We start from the raw sequence: 14,636 nt of genomic DNA on the forward strand, positions 1-14,636 counted from the left end.
GATCCGACCCGGAAAAGCCCCTGACCGGGGCACCAGGTGGGCAACAGTGCGCCTAACGTGACCGACGGTGCCCCGGCCGGGTCCGCACGCCTGACACAACCGTTCTCTTCACGAGGAGGATCCATGCCGTCAAGGGGCAGATCCGCATTACGGCGCATCGCCGAGCGGGGCACGGCCATGGCCGTGGGAGCCGCTATGGCCGTCATCACGGGCGTGGCCGCCGCTCCTGCGGTCCACGCGTCGCCGTCTGACACAGGGTCTCTGCGGTGGGAACCGTGTGACGACCCGGAGGAGCCGGGACCCGAGTGCGCCACCCTTTCGGTGCCGGTCGACTGGGCCCATCCGGACGGGCCGAGACTCGACCTGGCTGTGGCCCGCCGCAAGGCCACCGACCCCGGTGCACGCGTCGGCTCGATGGTGTTCGGCCCCGGAGGGCCGGGCGACTCGGGTGTGGAGATGGTGGTGGGGCGCATCAGCCGGTTCAGCCCCGAGGTCCGCCGCAGGTTCGACATCGTCAGCTTCGACCCGCGCGGCGTGGGCGGCAGCAACCCGGTGACCTGCTCCGGCGACCTGCTTGCCGAGCGGCCGTCCCCGGAGCTGAAGAGCCAGGCGGACTTCGATGCCACCATGGCGTACAACAAGCGGCTCCGCGCCGACTGCCGGGCCCGTACCGGCCCGGTGTTCGACCACCTTGACACAGCCCAGACGGTCCGGGACCTGGACGCCCTCCGGGCCGCCCTCGGCGAGCGGAAACTGACCTTCCACGGCAGCTCGTACGGCACGCTGCTCGGGGCACAGTACGCCGAGACCTACCCGCGCCGCGTGCGCGCCATGGTGCTGGAGAGCGTCATGGACCACAGCGTCCCGACCGCCCGTGACTTCCTGCGAGCCGAGGCGGCCTCGGCAGAGGATTCCTTCCAGGAGTTCGTGAAGTGGTGCGACGGAGCCGTCAACTGCGCGCTGCACGGCCGCGACGTCCGCGCCGTCTGGCAGGGCCTGTTGGCCCGGGCCGGGCGCGGCGAGCTGGAGGACCCGGCGAAGCCGGGCACCTCGCTGTCGTCGTCGGACCTGGTCAACAAGATCGCGTTCCGGAAGTTCTATAGGGTCGACTACGCGGACCTGGCCACGGCGGTCGCGGGGATGGAGGCGAGTAAGCCGCTGCCCGCGTCGCCCACCTCGACAGCGCCGCTGCCTCCGGCCGCCGAGCTCTTCTGCTCGGACTGGCATCTGCCCGTGCGCGGCTACCAGGAGTACGCCTCGCTCGTCGCCATGATGAACAGGACCGCGCCTGACCTGCCTTACCTGCTGCCGCTCCACATGGCAGCGGCGTGTCTGGGCACGCCGACCGCCAACCCGCAACACCGCCTGGACGCACGCGGTGTCCCGCCGGTCCTGCTGTCCAACGCCTTGCACGACCCCGCGACCGGCTACCCGTGGGCGGTCTCGGTGGCCCGGCAGCTCGGTCGCAGCGGCGTGCTCCTCACCTACGAGGGCCACGGCCACGGCAGCGTCACCAGCGGCCGGTGCATGGAGGACGCCGTGGACAGCTACCTCACCGACCTGGCAGTCCCACCACGGGGCACCAGCTGCCCCGCCGTGCCGTTCTGACAGTTTGCCGTGCCGGATCCGCCCGGAAGGCGGATCCGGTAGGAAGACGATCGTGATGCGCGGGCAACTCGCCGATGGGCAATAGCAGTTGATCGAGCCGCTTCTGGCGACGGGCGAGTAAGGCGCCTACCGAGAGCGGCTGCGGTACTCGTCCCACCAACCGCGCCCACCTGCGTAGGCGCCGCATCAGAGCGGCCCGGGGTCGAACGCCCGATAGCCGGACGCGGTCGAACCCTTCGGCGCTCGCTTTGCACGGTCGCCGCCACCGCCTCCGCACAGATGGAGGCGCCAGGAGGCGCGTACTGGCCATCGGCCCCACTTCAGGCCACCGCGTGCCGGCCACTCCCGGCGGGCGCTGACAGGCGAATACCGACACGCGCCAAGGTGGCGTCAGGCGGGCTGCGGGGCGGGAGTTGCCGGAGCGGCCGCGGCCTTGCGGGTCTCGCGCATCATCAGCAGGCCGTTGACCACCATGAGTGTGGCGGTCAGGCCGTGGACGCCGAGCGCGGTTGCCGCGGAGCCGTGGTGGGCCAGCACGGTGGCCATGTCGCCGTACGCCGCGAGGGCCTCCACCAGCAGCACCCAGCCCAGCGCCCGGCGGTGGCCCGTCACCAGCAGGATGGCCAGGACCAGGGCCAGGACGACGTCGCGGATCCCCTTGACGATCAGGAAGCCGTCGCCGTCGCCGGACGGCCAGCTCGGCAGGCCGAAGCCCGGCGCCGTCGTCTCCGGACTCAGGATGAACTCCATCCCGAACCAGAGGATGAAGAGGATGAAGGCGGCGGCCAGGACGGTATTGATCTTCTTCAGCGACATTGTCCTTCTTCTCCCTGCAAGTCTTCGTCAGTTTGGTGAGCCTTGTGGAGCTTGCTGAGTCATGTGGGGGCTTTGATGTCAGGCGAGGGAGACGACCAGCAGGGCGAAGGCGGCGATGATGACGGCGACGCGGGACGTAGTGGTAGCGGTTCCAGCGCTTTATCTGCTGCTGCCAGTCGGCAGGCCGGTTCTCGGGAGTCCAGGTCTTGTTTCGGTTGTTGATCGGGACGAGCAGCAGGACCGACATGATCACGCTGAGAAGCAGCAGCGCGCCGGCGGCGACGACGAGGCCGGTGCCGTGGTGTCGTCCGGCGATGGCCCAGATCACGACGAGGACGAGTGAGCTGAGATACCAGACGGGCATCGCGGCGCCGAGCATCCGGCCCCCGTGGGCGTGGCCGAGCTGACTGCTGTCCTCGGGCAGAGCGTTGAGGATCGAGTTGATGACGAAAGCGACGGAGAACTCCACCCCCACCATCAGGCCGACGCTCACGGTGGTGACGACCTCGAGTGCGTTGAGCATGCTGATCCCTCCCATTGTCTAGCGTTGCTAGCTGATGAGGCAACGCTAGTACTGCTGCCGCTCGATTGTCTAGCAGTGCTAGGATCGAGTCATGTCGGTACAGGAACGCAAGCAGCGCGAACGGGCCAGCCGCGAGCGCCTCATCGTGGCGACGGCCCGCGAACTCGCCGAGCAGCAGGGCTGGGACGCGGTCACCACCCGCCGGCTCGCCGAGCGCATCGAATACAGCCAGCCCGTCCTCTACAGCCACTTCCGCGGCAAGCGTGAGATCATCGGCGCCGTCGCCCTCCAGGGGGCTGCCGAACTGGCCACAGCGGTACGGGCCGCGACCTCCGCCGCGGACGGCCCGCGTGCCCGGGTCGCCGCCCTGGCCCGCGCCTACCTCGACTTCGCCGCACGCAACCCGGCGGTCTACGACGCCCTGTTCCAGCTCGACGGCGGCCTGGCGTACGCGCGGGAGGACACCCCGGAGCCATTGAAGGACGCTTTCGCCGCCCTGCTCGAGTGTCTCGCCGAGGTCGCCGGGGACGGCGTCGACGCGGGGCTGTTCACCGAGGTGTTCTGGGCGTCCCTGCACGGCCTGGCGACCCTGACCCGCGCGGACCGCCTGCTGCCCGAGTACGCCGAGTCGAGGGTGGAGCTACTGGTGGACCGGCTCGTTGTGCTCTGACACGCCATCCCAGCGGGCACGCGGCCGGGGCCCTTGCGCTCCGCACTGCCTACCTGCGGCAACGCTTGCGGTCACGCGCCTCGCGTGGCGGGGTGGGGTGGGGTGGGGAAGCAGTAGCGGCCCAGGCAGGGAGTTTGCGGGCGAGGCGGTGAAGCGGTTCCGCGAGGGGCGGGGCCGAACCCGCCGAGCTGAGATCACGGGGGCTCGGCCGGGCGCAGAGCAGGAACGTCCTCGCGCGCCCGGTCGGCCATTCCCACAACGGGGCCCGATGGCGTGTCGCGGGCCCCGTCGGGATCGTGCCGCCGGTCAGGCGGGTGTGGGCTGTGTCCGGTCGGGGGTGGGTTCGAGACGCACGACGATGCCCTTCGACGTGGGCTGGTTGCTGATGTCGGCGACGCTGTCCAGCGGCACCAGGACGTTCGTCTCCGGGTAGTAGGCGGCGGCCGAGCCCTTGGCGGCCTGGTAGGGCACGACTTCGAAGTTCTCGGCCCGGCGCTCGGTGCCGTCCGCCCAGACGCTCACCAGGTCGACGTGGTCGCCCTGAGCGAGGCCGAGTTCGATCAGGTCGGCCGGGTTGACGAGAACGACGTGGCGGCTGCCGTGGATGCCGCGATAGCGGTCGTTGTTGGTGTAGGGGACGGTGTTCCACTGGTCGTGCGAGCGCAGCGTCTGAAGCAGCAGGTGCCCCTCGGGTGCCCGGGGGACCACGCGCTCGTTGCAGGTGAACAGGGCTTTGTCGGCCTTGGTGTTGAAGACGCCCTCGTTGACGGGGTTGGGCAGTTGGAAGCCCCCGGGGCGGGTCACCCGTGCGTTGAAGTCATGGAAGCCCGGCACGATGCGGGAGATGCGGTCGCGGATCGTGCCGTAGTCGCCCTCGAACTCGCCCCAGGGAATGTCCGCCTCGCCGTCCAGGGCCCGCCGGGCCAGCCGGCACAGGATGGCGACCTCGCTGAGCAGCAGTGGGGAGGCCGGTTCGAGACGGCCCTGGGAGGTGTGCACCTCGCTCATGGAGTCCTCGACGGTGACGAACTGCTCGCCGTCCGCCTGGACGTCACGCTCGGTGCGCCCCAGGGTCGGCAGGATCAGCGCGGTGTCGCCGCAGACGGTGTGCGAGCGGTTGAGCTTGGTGGAGATGTGGGCGGTCAGCCGACACGAGCGCATCGCCTCCTCGGTGACCTCGCTGTCAGGAGCGGCCCGGACGAAGTTGCCGCCGAGGGCGAGAAAGACGTTGACACGCCCTTCGCGCATCGCCTTGATCGAGTTCACCGAGTCCAGGCCGTGCGGGCGCGGCGGGTCGAAGCCGAACTCCTTCTGCAGGGCATCCAGGAAGGTGTCCGGCATCTGCTCCCAGATGCCCATGGTGCGGTCACCCTGGACGTTGCTGTGGCCGCGCACCGGGCAGGCGCCGGTTCCGGCGCGCCCCAGGTTGCCGCGCAGCATCAAGAAGTTGACGATCTCCCGGATGGTGGGCACGCCGTGCTTGTGCTGGGTGATGCCCATCGCCCAGCAGACGATGACGCGTTCGCTGTTGAGGACCTCGTCGCGGACCTTCTCGATCTCCTCGCGGGTCAGTCCGGTCGCCGTGTGCACGTCCTCCCAGTCGACGGCGCGGGCGTGCTGGGCGAACTCCTCGAAGCCGGAGGTGTGGGCGTCGATGAAGTCGTGGTCCAGGACGCTGCCCGGCGCCGCGTCCTCGGCCTCCAGCAGCAGGCGGTTGAGGGCCTGGAACAGGGCGAGGTCGCCGCCGGGCTTGATGTGCAGGAAGCGGTCGGCGATCTGGGTGCCGCGTCCGAGGACCCCGCCCGGCTTCTGCGGGTTCTTGAAGCGCCGCAGCCCGGCCTCCGGCAGCGGGTTGACCGCCACGATCCGGCCGCCGCCCCGCTTGGCCTCCTCGAGGGCGGAGAGCTGTCGCGGGTGGTTGCTGCCCGGGTTCTGCCCGACCAGGAAGATCAGGTCGGCGTGGTGGAGGTCGTCGAGGCTGACGGTGCCCTTGCCGGTGCCCAGGGTCTCGCTCAGGGCGAAGCCGCTGGACTCGTGGCACATGTTGCTGCAGTCGGGCAGGTTGTTGGTGCCGAAGGCGCGGGCGAAGAGCTGCAGGACGAAGGCGGCCTCGTTGCTGGCGCGGCCGGAGGTGTAGAAGACGGCCTCGTCGGGAGAGGCCAGCGACTTCAGTTCCTGCGCGAGGACGTCCAGGGCGTCACTCCAGCCGATGGGCTCGTAGTGCTCGGAGCCGGGCCGCTTGATCAACGGCTCGGTGAGCCGGCCCTGCTGGTTGAGCCACATGTCGGAGCGGCCGGCGAGGTCCGAGACGCTGTGCTCACGGAAGAAGTCGGCTGAGACCCGGCGCGTGGTCGCCTCGTCGTTGATGTGCTTGGCGCCGTTCTCGCAGTACTCGTTGCGATGACGGCGCCCCGGGGCCGGGTCCGCCCATGCGCAGCCGGGACAGTCGACACCACCCACCTGGTTCATGGTCAGCAGGTCCACCCCGGTCTTGCGCGGGGAGGTCTGCTCCAGGGAGTACTCCAGCGCGTGCACGACCGCGGGGACTCCGGCCGCCCACTTCTTCGGCGGTGTCACGGAGAGGGTGGTCTCCGGCTCCTCGCCGGGCGGGTTCTGCATCGGTTCGCCTTTCTCTTGCCATGTCCGGCATGCCGGTCAGCCGACAGGCCACTGGGCCACGCGGCTCCTGGGCGGTTCCGGATGGTCGTGCTGCACGCGGCCGTTGCGGATGGTGCCGCGCCAGGCCCCGCCCTCCTGCCCCACTCCTTCGATGAACTGCTTGAAGTTCACGAGTTCGCCCTGCACCAACCGGGCCGTCAGCCGGGCCGCCCAGGACGAGCGGTTGAGGATCCTCGCGGCGCCCCGCGGTTCCAGGAGCATCCGGACCGTGATCGCCGTGCCGCCGGACTCCGTCGGCCTGAACTCGACCTCGCCCTGGTGGGAGGGGTTCTGCTCCAGGCCGCGCCAGGCCAGGTAGGCGTCCGGGTCCTGCTCCACGATCTCGACCGCGAAGCGGCGGCGCAGGAGTCCGTAGCCGATGGTCCAGGCGGTCACGGCGGGCCTGATCTGCTCGACGCCGCGCACCACGGTCGAAAAGCGCGGGAAGGTCTTGAACTGCGTCCACTGGTTGTACGCCGTCCGCACCGGCACCGCGACCTCGACCGTCTCCTCGACGTGCCGCTCGCGCAGCGGACGGCGGCGCGTGACGCGGTCGCCGTCCGTGCGCGTCCCCGGCATGTCCGGCACGGCCTGCTGGGCGTCGTCTTCGTGCGCCATCGTGGCCTCTCTTCCGGTGAGGGAGCCGGGCGTCCGGCCGTCCGCCCCGCCCTCGTGCGTCAGGGCTCCCCTTCCGGTTCCCACATCGTGCACTTCGAGTCCCCCTGGTGCGGCGTGGGATCAGCCCGGCAGAACGATCAGCTCGTCGATGACCGGCTCTGGACCGTCATAGGTGAGGTGCGCGATGGCTGCGACCGGTGCGATCACCCGGCTCCAGGCAGCTGGTTGCCGAAGCCGTCGTCGACGCGTCAGCGAGAGATACTGCCCGGACGTCATCGGCCGCTTTCTCCTCGAATGCCATGCGGAACAAGCGAAGTCAGGGTCCGTCGCCCCAGGGCGCGACGCCGGTGCGTCGGCGATGCGGGCGCCTGCACCAGAAGGTCTGACCTCGGGTGAGGTGCGCCCGCACCGACGGCCGGATCGCGTCACTACGGCGGCATTCGGCCAACACTCCACCCATTTCCCGTCTTTCGGACAACCGAGCAACCGGTCCGTTCCTCTCACAGCGCGGGCAAAGCAAACGCCTCTCACGTGACGGCTCCGGCCCGGACCTCGCGGACGCGCCGTGCCGCCTGCTTCTTTCTCACAGCACCGGAGAACGAGGAACCATGACCAGAAGACGTACCGCTCGGCTGCGGCGTTCGCTGCTCGCCGGCACCACGGCCATCGCCGTGACGGCCGTCACGGCCGGCATCGTGGCCGCAGCGCAGGAGCCGGCGAAGGCCGTGACGGGCCCCGAGCTGAGCCTCATCGCGGCGACCACTTCGGTGACGCTCACCTCCTGGAAGGAGGAGCCGGGTGTGTACTTGGACCTCGGCACCTACCTCATCGCCGAAGGGACGCCGCTGGAACTCAAGGTCACCCGGAAGTCCTACAAGGACCCGGTGACTGTCACCCAGACCGTGTACGAGGGCGGCAAGGCCAAGGCGAAGAAGCTGCCCACGGGCACCGTGAAGGACTTCTCCGGACTGCCCGGCTTCGCAGAGATCACCCTCACCGACAAAGCCGGCAAGAAGGTCGTCACCCGCGCCGAGAGCTTCTGCCCGAACAACGCCAGCGGCCGAGTGCGGCCCGACGCCCCCTCTGTCTCCAAGTATCCGGAGAGCTGCCCCACCAACCCCTTCACCCTCGGCTCCGTGTGGGGCGTCGAGAAGGGCTGGGCGGCCAACACCTACGCGGGCTCCTACACCGAGCCGGTCCAGCTGCCGGCCGGTACGTACACAGCCAAGGTCGGTGTCGCCAAGAAGTACCGCGACCTGTTCGGCATCGCCGACAGGGCGGCCACGGTCAAGGTGACCGTCGTGGAACGAAGCTACGAAGACGAAGAGGGCACCAACGGGGCGGCGCCCCGGTCCGCGAAGGCCGGCGAGCACGCCGGGCACGCTGCCGGTCACCAGGCGCCGACCGCGCACGCCGCGCACGGGCCGGAGCATGCCCCGGCCCCCGCCGAGGCCGCCGCGCCGGTGACGAGCGGTGCGGGTCCCTCGTACAACGTGGGCCACGGTCCGCTGAAGGCCGCGCCGCCGGCCCTGCCGTGGGCGCTGAAGAAGAAGCAGAAGTCCGCGCTGTCTCCGCAGGCCGGGGACAGCGGCGGCCAGACCGACGGCTCGCGCCAGGCGCCCGCCCTCGAACCGCTGTCGAAGCGGCCCACCGGCAAGCCCTCCGTGCCGGACGTCCCCAAGCCGGACCTGCGTTCGCTCCCGGCCTACGGCATCACCATCAGCGACGGCGACAAGGACATCCCGGGCAAGGACTACCTGGCGTTCAGCGCCAACGTCTGGAACGCCGGCCCGGCGCAGCTCGTGGTGGACGGGTTTCGCTCGCCCGGCAAGGCCAAGATGGACGCCTTCCAGTACTTCTACGACGCCAAGGGCAAGCAGGTCGGCTACACCCCGACCGGCACCATGGAGTGGGACCCGCGCCCGGGGCACGTGCACTGGCACTTCACCGACTTCGCCAGTTACCGGCTGCTGAAGGCGGACAAGAAGGAGGCCGTGCGCAGCGGCAAGGAAGCCTTCTGCCTGGCCAACACCGACGCGATCGACTACACGGTGAAGAACGCCAACTGGCACCCGAACAACACGGACCTGGCCACTGCCTGCGGTGAGGAAAGCTCGATCTCCGTCCGCGAGGTGCTGGACGTCGGCTCCGGTGACACTTACACCCAGGACCTGCCGGGCCAGTCCTTCGACATCACCGACGTGCCCAACGGCACCTACTACATCCAGGTGCTGGCCAACCCGGCGAAGCGGCTGAAGGAAACCAACCTCGACAACAACAGCGCCCTGCGGAAGATCGTGCTCGGCGGCAAGCCGGGTGCGCGGACGGTCACCGTGCCGGCGCACGACCTGGTGAACGCCAACTGACCCTGCCGCGTGACACTGGGGGAGTGTCCCTGCCCGAGCTCAGGGCAGGGACACGGCCATCGGCGGCATCCTTTGAGCAGAAGTTCGTTGCTCAGGCCTGAAGTCCAAGCGGCGCAGCCTCTTGCTTCAGGATATCCGGGCATCAGACGACGGATCGCAACCTCCGCAACGGACCCGCCTGCGCAGAACGTCGCGTGCCAGTGAGGCTTCTGAACTGGGCGAATTCCCAGCGCGAGCCAGTGCCCGGTCCGCGTGGACCTGCCGCTTCACCATGGTGACCCGCCTGAAGAAGGCACTCCGGGTGACGACCCCGGCGGACCGCAGGCCGGGCCGGCCGTGGCGGCTGGGCACCCAGCCGCCGGCGCCGATCGACCCGCACTGCCTATCGCGGACACATGGGCGGCTCGGCGTGCGAACTCCATGCCACCGGGGCCGCCGCGGCAGCTGTACGCGAGCCCGTGAACAGGTAGCAGCGGCCCTCGCCCCATTCACTCACCACCTCGACCAGCAGGTCGCCACCACAGCAGAGCAACTGCTTGCGGCCACCTCTCACATCTGTGATGACGCTCGTGTCGAGCCCGCGCTCGCCGCGTTGGCGTCTCCCATCGAGGAGCATGACCGCCCGGCCGGTTCGTCTGGTCGAATACCGATGGGGTGGGGTCGGCGGGGCCGTCCGGGCACTACGCTGCACGCGTGATCGGGTATTCGAACTTGCGTCTCGCTGACCTTCTCGACAGCCGTGCACAGGGGTATGAGCCCGCTCCGGATGCGGTGCTCGCCGCGCTGTTCGAGGGTGGGGTGTTCGTTCCCGTCACCGACACTGGATCGGTGATGTTCCTCCCCGACGACGAGCAAGCGCCAACGCTGCTCGGGTTCACCGACGTGGCGCTCGGCGCGCAACTGCTGCCGATGGCCGGGATGGTGCACTGCGATGCGGCGCGGCTGAGGGACATCCTGGAGGCGACCGGCGTCGCCGTGCTCGGAGTCCGCTCCGGAAACGGGCAGGCGATCTTTCCCGAGCAGGTGCTGCGGGACTGGGCGACTCACGGGCCCGGGGCACGCGAGTACGACGACCCGTCGGTGGCACCGGCGAATGGCGCCGCGCCCCAACCTCGGGCCAAGCGCCGCTGGTTCGGTCGCTCCTGACAGGGCGTCGCCCAAGCTTGTTCTCCGCTCGGCTGTCAAGGGCGGCCGGGGACTCACTGCTGGGCAGGCTCCGCGGCATGGGCGCGAGGTCAGGCGGCGCTCTCTTTCTTACGGCGGCGCCCTGCGCGGGCGAGGGCGTCGATGAGGTCCTCCCGGCTCATCCTGGACCAGCCGGGGAGGTTCTGCTCGGTGGCCGCTCGTAGAGCTCGGGCTTACGCGGCTGCCGCGGCTCGCTCTTGCCCTTACTCAGGTTGAACTCGCGGAGTCCCATGGCCCGTGACGGTTCTTGATGGCTGCGGTACGACGTCGTCATGAGGTACGCGCATGGCGGCGGGCTGACGCCCAAGGGGCAGGAAAAGCGCGAGCGGGTGCGTCTTGAGGCGGCCGAGCGGTTCGCTCGTAGTGAGAAGACCGAGGGGTGGCGAGGGAGCTTCGGGTGACGTCGCGGTCGGTGAGACGTTGGCGGCGGGAGTGGGAGGAGGGCGGTGCGGACGCCCTGCGCTCGAAGGGGCCGCCCTCGGTGGAACGACTGAGCCCCAGGCAATGGGAGCGGCTGGAGCGGGAGTTGAAGCGGGGTCCGCTCGCGCACGGCTGGGACGACGAGTTCCAGGGGTGGACGTTGAAGCGAGTCAAGCTGCTGATCGGGCGGATGTTCCACGTCGTGTACACGATCCAGGGCGTGTGGAAGCTGTTGCGGCGGCACGGCTGGTCCGCGCAGGTGCCCCTGCGGCGGGCGATCGAACGCGAGGACGAGGCGATCGAGATGTGGAAGGCCGAGGTGTGGCCGCAGGTAAAAGGACAGCGGCGGACCTGGGCGCCCACATCTGCTTCGAGGACGAGGCAGGCCAGGGACTGAGGCCGCCGAAGGGACACACCTGGGCGCCGCGCGGAGCCCGGCCGGTGGTGCGCGTGCGCGGCCGCAACCGGGGACGGGTCAACACCGCCGGCGTGGTCTGCTACCGCGCCGGACACCGCTCCCGGTTCTTCTTCAAGCTACACATCTGGCACGGGCGCCGGGGTGAGCCGAAGGCGTTCTCCTGGCGCCAGTACCGCGATCTGATCGTCATGACCCACCTGCAGCTCGGCACCCCGGTGGTGTGGTGCTGGGACAACCTGAACGTGCATCTGGTCAAGGAGCTGGCCGACTTCGCCGAGGAGCACAAGGACTGGTTACAGATCTTCCAGATGCCCTCCTACGCACCGGAGCTGAACCCGGCCGAGGGGATCTGGTCGCTCCTCAAGCGGCAGCTGGCCGACTTCGCAGCTGCCGACCTCACGCACCTCACCCGTGTGATCAAGCGCAAGCTGAAGAAGATCCAGTACCGCCCCCACCTGGTCGACGGCTGTCTGCCACCCACCGGTCTGACCATAGGGTGTTCACGAGTAGGGGTGAGCTGTGGCGTCCCGGCCTTGTGAAGATCGCTTCCCATCTCGAAGGTGATCGTTTCCCGCCTTGGAGGCGCCGTTCCAGGCTTGAGTGTGCAGTCAGGCGGTTCGCCTGGTTCTAGAGGTCGGCTACGAGAATCCGGTAGCCCGCGTCGAGTGCTTCGCGGTCGAGCAGGTCGGCGTGGTGCTGGTGCCACCGGCCGGAGGCCAGGTCGTCGGACAGCCGGGCCAGGCCTGGCTGGAGGACCTCGTCGCCGGTCTGGGCGAACAGCGAGATGCCGGCCCGTACTTCCGGGTCGAGGTATGCCTCGGGCCGACGCCAGAAGGCGGCGAGGAATCCGTCGGTGCAGTCGTGCGGGATGGGAACGGTTTCGATGCTGGCTCCTCCCAGCAGCGTGACCAGGCGTTCGACGGCGACGGCTCGTGTGTCGTCGAGCGCGGCTGCTTCGGGCAGGTACTCTTCCAGCAGCCAGAACCTGCGGTTGATGTCGGGGTCGAAGGTGAGGATGACGATCCGCTGCCGGGCGATGCGGTGGAGTTCGCCGATGCCGGCTTCCAGGTCGCTCCAGTGGTGCACGGTCAGGAGGGCCATCGCCGCGTCGGCCGAGTCGTCAGCGAGAGGGATCGACTCAGCGGATGCTTCCAGGGCGGGTGCGGATCCGGCCGGGCGCTGGGCGGTCATCACTGAGCTGGGTTCAACAGCGAGCACAGTTTGCGGCGGTTCGTAGGAGCCGGTACCGGCTCCTACGTTGATCACGGTGGCAGCCCCGCCGAGTGCTTGATGGATCCTGGCGGCGATTCGCGGGTCCGGTCGCCGGGTGTCTGCGTAGGTTGCACCGATGCTGTTGTAGGTCGCCACACCGTGCAGTATGCGCTTCTTGCCAGGACCGTGCTGGGGGTGAAGGCTGTTTTCCGTCTGCGGTGTGATCGTTTCGCACGGTGATGGACGGCTTAGCGCACCTGGTGCTTCGAGGCCATCTCCAGGACGACGACGCGATCAGACCGCCGGACTCTACGAGTTCAACCTGAGTACCTCTCCGGCCTCGGGATACGGAAGAAGCGCGGGCTGGAGCGCCATGTCCAGCGCCTTGCCCTTCCCGGCGCGGCCCGCTGACAGCTCAAGCAGTTCCTTGCCCGAGTCGTGGACCTCACCGACCCGGTGCAGGATCTGCAGCTTTTGGGCAGAGTTTGAAAGTGTCCGTTGTCCCCTGTGATCTTGTTCGGACAGAGCGTTGTTCATGAGAGCGGCTGCCCCTGTCGGCGTAGGGTCGGTGCCGTACGTGGGATTGCCGAAGCCCTGGTTCGGGCACCGAGGAGCCGTCGATGCTGGACCAGGAATTGCTGCGTGCCGCGCGCCTGGCTGTTTACGGGACCGTGAGCACTCAGCTCTCCTTGCTGAGCGACGACGGGCTCGAGGAGGCCGTGGCAGCCGCTACCCCGCTCGGGTCGGGCATCGGCGGCAGGTCGGCAGAGCTGGACATCGACGGAACTCGCGTCTTCGTCAAGCGGATCCCGTTGACGGACACCGAGTTGCGACCGGAGAACGTGCGGTCGACGGCGAACGTCTTCGAACTGCCGATGTTCTACCAGTACGGGGTGGGCTCGGCCGGGTTCGGTGCCTGGCGGGAGCTCGCCGTGCACGTCATGACCACGAACTGGGTTCTCAGCGGCGAGTATGCGGGATTCCCCCTGATGTACCACTGGCGGGTTCTGCCTGACTCCCCTCCCAAGGGATTCACCGACGCGTTCGGGGGCCTGGAGGGGGCCGTCGCGCACTGGGAGGGATCACCCGCCGTTCGTGACCGGTTGGAGGCCATCGGCCAGTCCTCGTGCAGCCTGGTGGTCTTCCTGGAGCACGTGCCGCACACCCTCGCCGGCTGGCTGACCGACCACCGCAAGACCGCCGTGCCGGAAGGCGGGGACGGCTCGCCCTTCCCTTGGGTGGAAGAAGCTCTGATGGAAGGAGCTGCCTTCATGAGTTCTCGCGGACTTGTCCACTTCGATGCTCACTTCAACAACATCCTGACCGATGGCCGGCAGCTCTACTTCGCTGACTTCGGACTTGCCCTGAGCTCCCGATTCGACCTTTCGGCGGACGAATCCAACTTCCTCTCGGACCACCTCGCGTACGACCACTGCTACGCCGCGAGCCACCTGCTCCAGTACCACGTGCTCGACGGAGTGCGAGGTGACACGGAACGCGAAGTCTTCCTGCACGACTGGATCGCAGGTCGGCGACCTGGCGACGTCCCGCCCGAGATCACCGCCATCATCGACCGGCACGCACGCCTTACCGTCGTCGTGGACTCCTTCTTCCGCCGTCTGTGCACTGAAAGCAAGCAGACGCCGTTCCCGGCGGTGGAGATCGAGCGGCAGTTGGGCGCTGGCGTCACAACCCCGAGCTGATCCACGCCCTCGCCTCGGCCTGTCTGGCGTGCTGTCAGGGGCGGCCGGGGGCGGTGTCTCCGGTTCTGGGACTGGATGAGGGTGACGCCGCTGTGGGCCTGAACGGTTGCGGGCGCGGGGGTGGGTCGCCGGGCGGGCTGTGCACGGCGAAGCGAATGAGTGCATTGGCTCGCCCGTACAGGTGGGCGCGGTGGATATGTGTTTCGGCAGATGGGTGACCCCCTGCGGTCAGGTGCTTCCGCCGTACCGCTCAGGGTCGCCCGCCGCAGGTCGCTCGCTGCCTGCGTTCGCGGACGTTCTCCGGCCGCCGGATACTCGATGCGGGCCGCATGCCTTCGCACCGCGGCCCAGGTGCTGAAGGACATCGACCTTTCCGGCCCTGACCGATGAGGAGATTGCGTCATGCGCTCCCGAAGGAACCCGCTGACTCCACTCGCGG

The 14,636-nt window shown here is 68.9% G+C and carries 11 protein-coding genes and 2 pseudogenes; 6 read left to right on the forward strand and 7 right to left on the reverse strand.

Annotated features, from left to right (window positions below; translation table 11 throughout):
- The first annotated feature begins 123 nt into the window (after positions 1-123).
- A complete protein-coding gene (locus SSQG_RS37460; protein WP_003995221.1) occupies positions 124-1,608 on the forward strand; it encodes an alpha/beta hydrolase in 1,485 nt (494 codons plus the stop codon).
- Positions 1,609-1,998: 390 nt separating this feature from the next.
- On the opposite strand, the gene SSQG_RS37465 is transcribed toward SSQG_RS37460, so the two are convergent.
- Both SSQG_RS37465 and SSQG_RS40135 read right to left on the reverse strand, forming a co-directional pair.
- Positions 1,999-2,424, reverse strand: coding sequence for a DUF4267 domain-containing protein (locus SSQG_RS37465; RefSeq protein ID WP_003995222.1), 426 nt, complete (start codon positions 2,422-2,424; stop codon positions 1,999-2,001).
- Positions 2,425-2,502: 78 nt separating this feature from the next.
- Positions 2,503-2,947: pseudogene (locus SSQG_RS40135) on the reverse strand (anthrone oxygenase family protein).
- Positions 2,948-3,038: 91 nt separating this feature from the next.
- Between SSQG_RS40135 and SSQG_RS37475 the strand changes: the two are divergent.
- Positions 3,039-3,617 carry a TetR/AcrR family transcriptional regulator gene (locus SSQG_RS37475; RefSeq protein ID WP_003995224.1) on the forward strand — a complete coding sequence of 193 codons (579 nt, stop codon included), beginning with the start codon at positions 3,039-3,041 and terminating at the stop codon, positions 3,615-3,617.
- A gap of 306 nt (positions 3,618-3,923) precedes the next feature.
- Here SSQG_RS37475 and SSQG_RS37480 read toward each other — a convergent pair whose 3' ends face one another.
- The 3 genes from SSQG_RS37480 to SSQG_RS43315 form a co-directional block, all read right to left on the reverse strand.
- Positions 3,924-6,236, reverse strand: a complete 2,313-nt coding sequence (locus SSQG_RS37480) for an FdhF/YdeP family oxidoreductase (RefSeq protein WP_003995225.1) — start codon at positions 6,234-6,236, stop codon at positions 3,924-3,926.
- Between the two features lie 36 nt (positions 6,237-6,272).
- Complete coding sequence (locus SSQG_RS37485; protein ID WP_039934480.1) at positions 6,273-6,893, reverse strand: SRPBCC family protein; 621 nt, start codon at positions 6,891-6,893, stop codon at positions 6,273-6,275.
- Positions 6,894-7,013: 120 nt separating this feature from the next.
- Positions 7,014-7,169: a hypothetical protein gene (locus tag SSQG_RS43315; RefSeq protein WP_244299417.1), complete on the reverse strand. Its 156-nt coding sequence runs from the start codon at positions 7,167-7,169 to the stop codon at positions 7,014-7,016.
- A gap of 332 nt (positions 7,170-7,501) precedes the next feature.
- On the opposite strand from SSQG_RS43315, the gene SSQG_RS37490 reads away from it, so the two are divergent.
- The 3 genes and pseudogenes from SSQG_RS37490 (at position 7,502) to SSQG_RS44185 (ending at position 11,821) form a co-directional block, all read left to right on the forward strand.
- Positions 7,502-9,259: a lysyl oxidase family protein gene (locus tag SSQG_RS37490; protein ID WP_003995227.1), complete on the forward strand. Its 1,758-nt coding sequence runs from the start codon at positions 7,502-7,504 to the stop codon at positions 9,257-9,259.
- A 693-nt stretch (positions 9,260-9,952) separates the two neighbouring features.
- The gene (locus SSQG_RS37495) at positions 9,953-10,405 is read left to right on the forward strand and encodes a hypothetical protein (RefSeq protein ID WP_158681177.1); all 453 of its coding nucleotides are present in this window, start codon (positions 9,953-9,955) and stop codon (positions 10,403-10,405) included.
- Positions 10,406-10,716: 311 nt separating this feature from the next.
- A pseudogene (locus SSQG_RS44185) lies at positions 10,717-11,821 on the forward strand (IS630 family transposase).
- 88 nt (positions 11,822-11,909) lie between these two features.
- Here SSQG_RS44185 and SSQG_RS37510 read toward each other — a convergent pair.
- Complete coding sequence (locus tag SSQG_RS37510) at positions 11,910-12,650, reverse strand: methyltransferase domain-containing protein (RefSeq protein ID WP_039934481.1); 741 nt, start codon at positions 12,648-12,650, stop codon at positions 11,910-11,912.
- A 153-nt stretch (positions 12,651-12,803) separates the two neighbouring features.
- Positions 12,804-13,031 (reverse strand): hypothetical protein, encoded by a 228-nt coding sequence (locus SSQG_RS41625; RefSeq protein ID WP_003995233.1) that lies wholly within the window; start codon positions 13,029-13,031, stop codon positions 12,804-12,806.
- An 83-nt stretch (positions 13,032-13,114) separates the two neighbouring features.
- Here SSQG_RS41625 and SSQG_RS37515 point away from each other — a divergent pair, with 83 nt between their 5' ends.
- Positions 13,115-14,197 (forward strand): hypothetical protein, encoded by a 1,083-nt coding sequence (locus SSQG_RS37515; RefSeq protein ID WP_003995234.1) that lies wholly within the window; start codon positions 13,115-13,117, stop codon positions 14,195-14,197.
- The last annotated feature ends 439 nt before the right edge of the window (positions 14,198-14,636 follow it).

This window comes from Streptomyces viridochromogenes DSM 40736 (assembly GCF_000158955.1).
Lineage (GTDB): Bacteria > Actinomycetota > Actinomycetes > Streptomycetales > Streptomycetaceae > Streptomyces > Streptomyces venetus.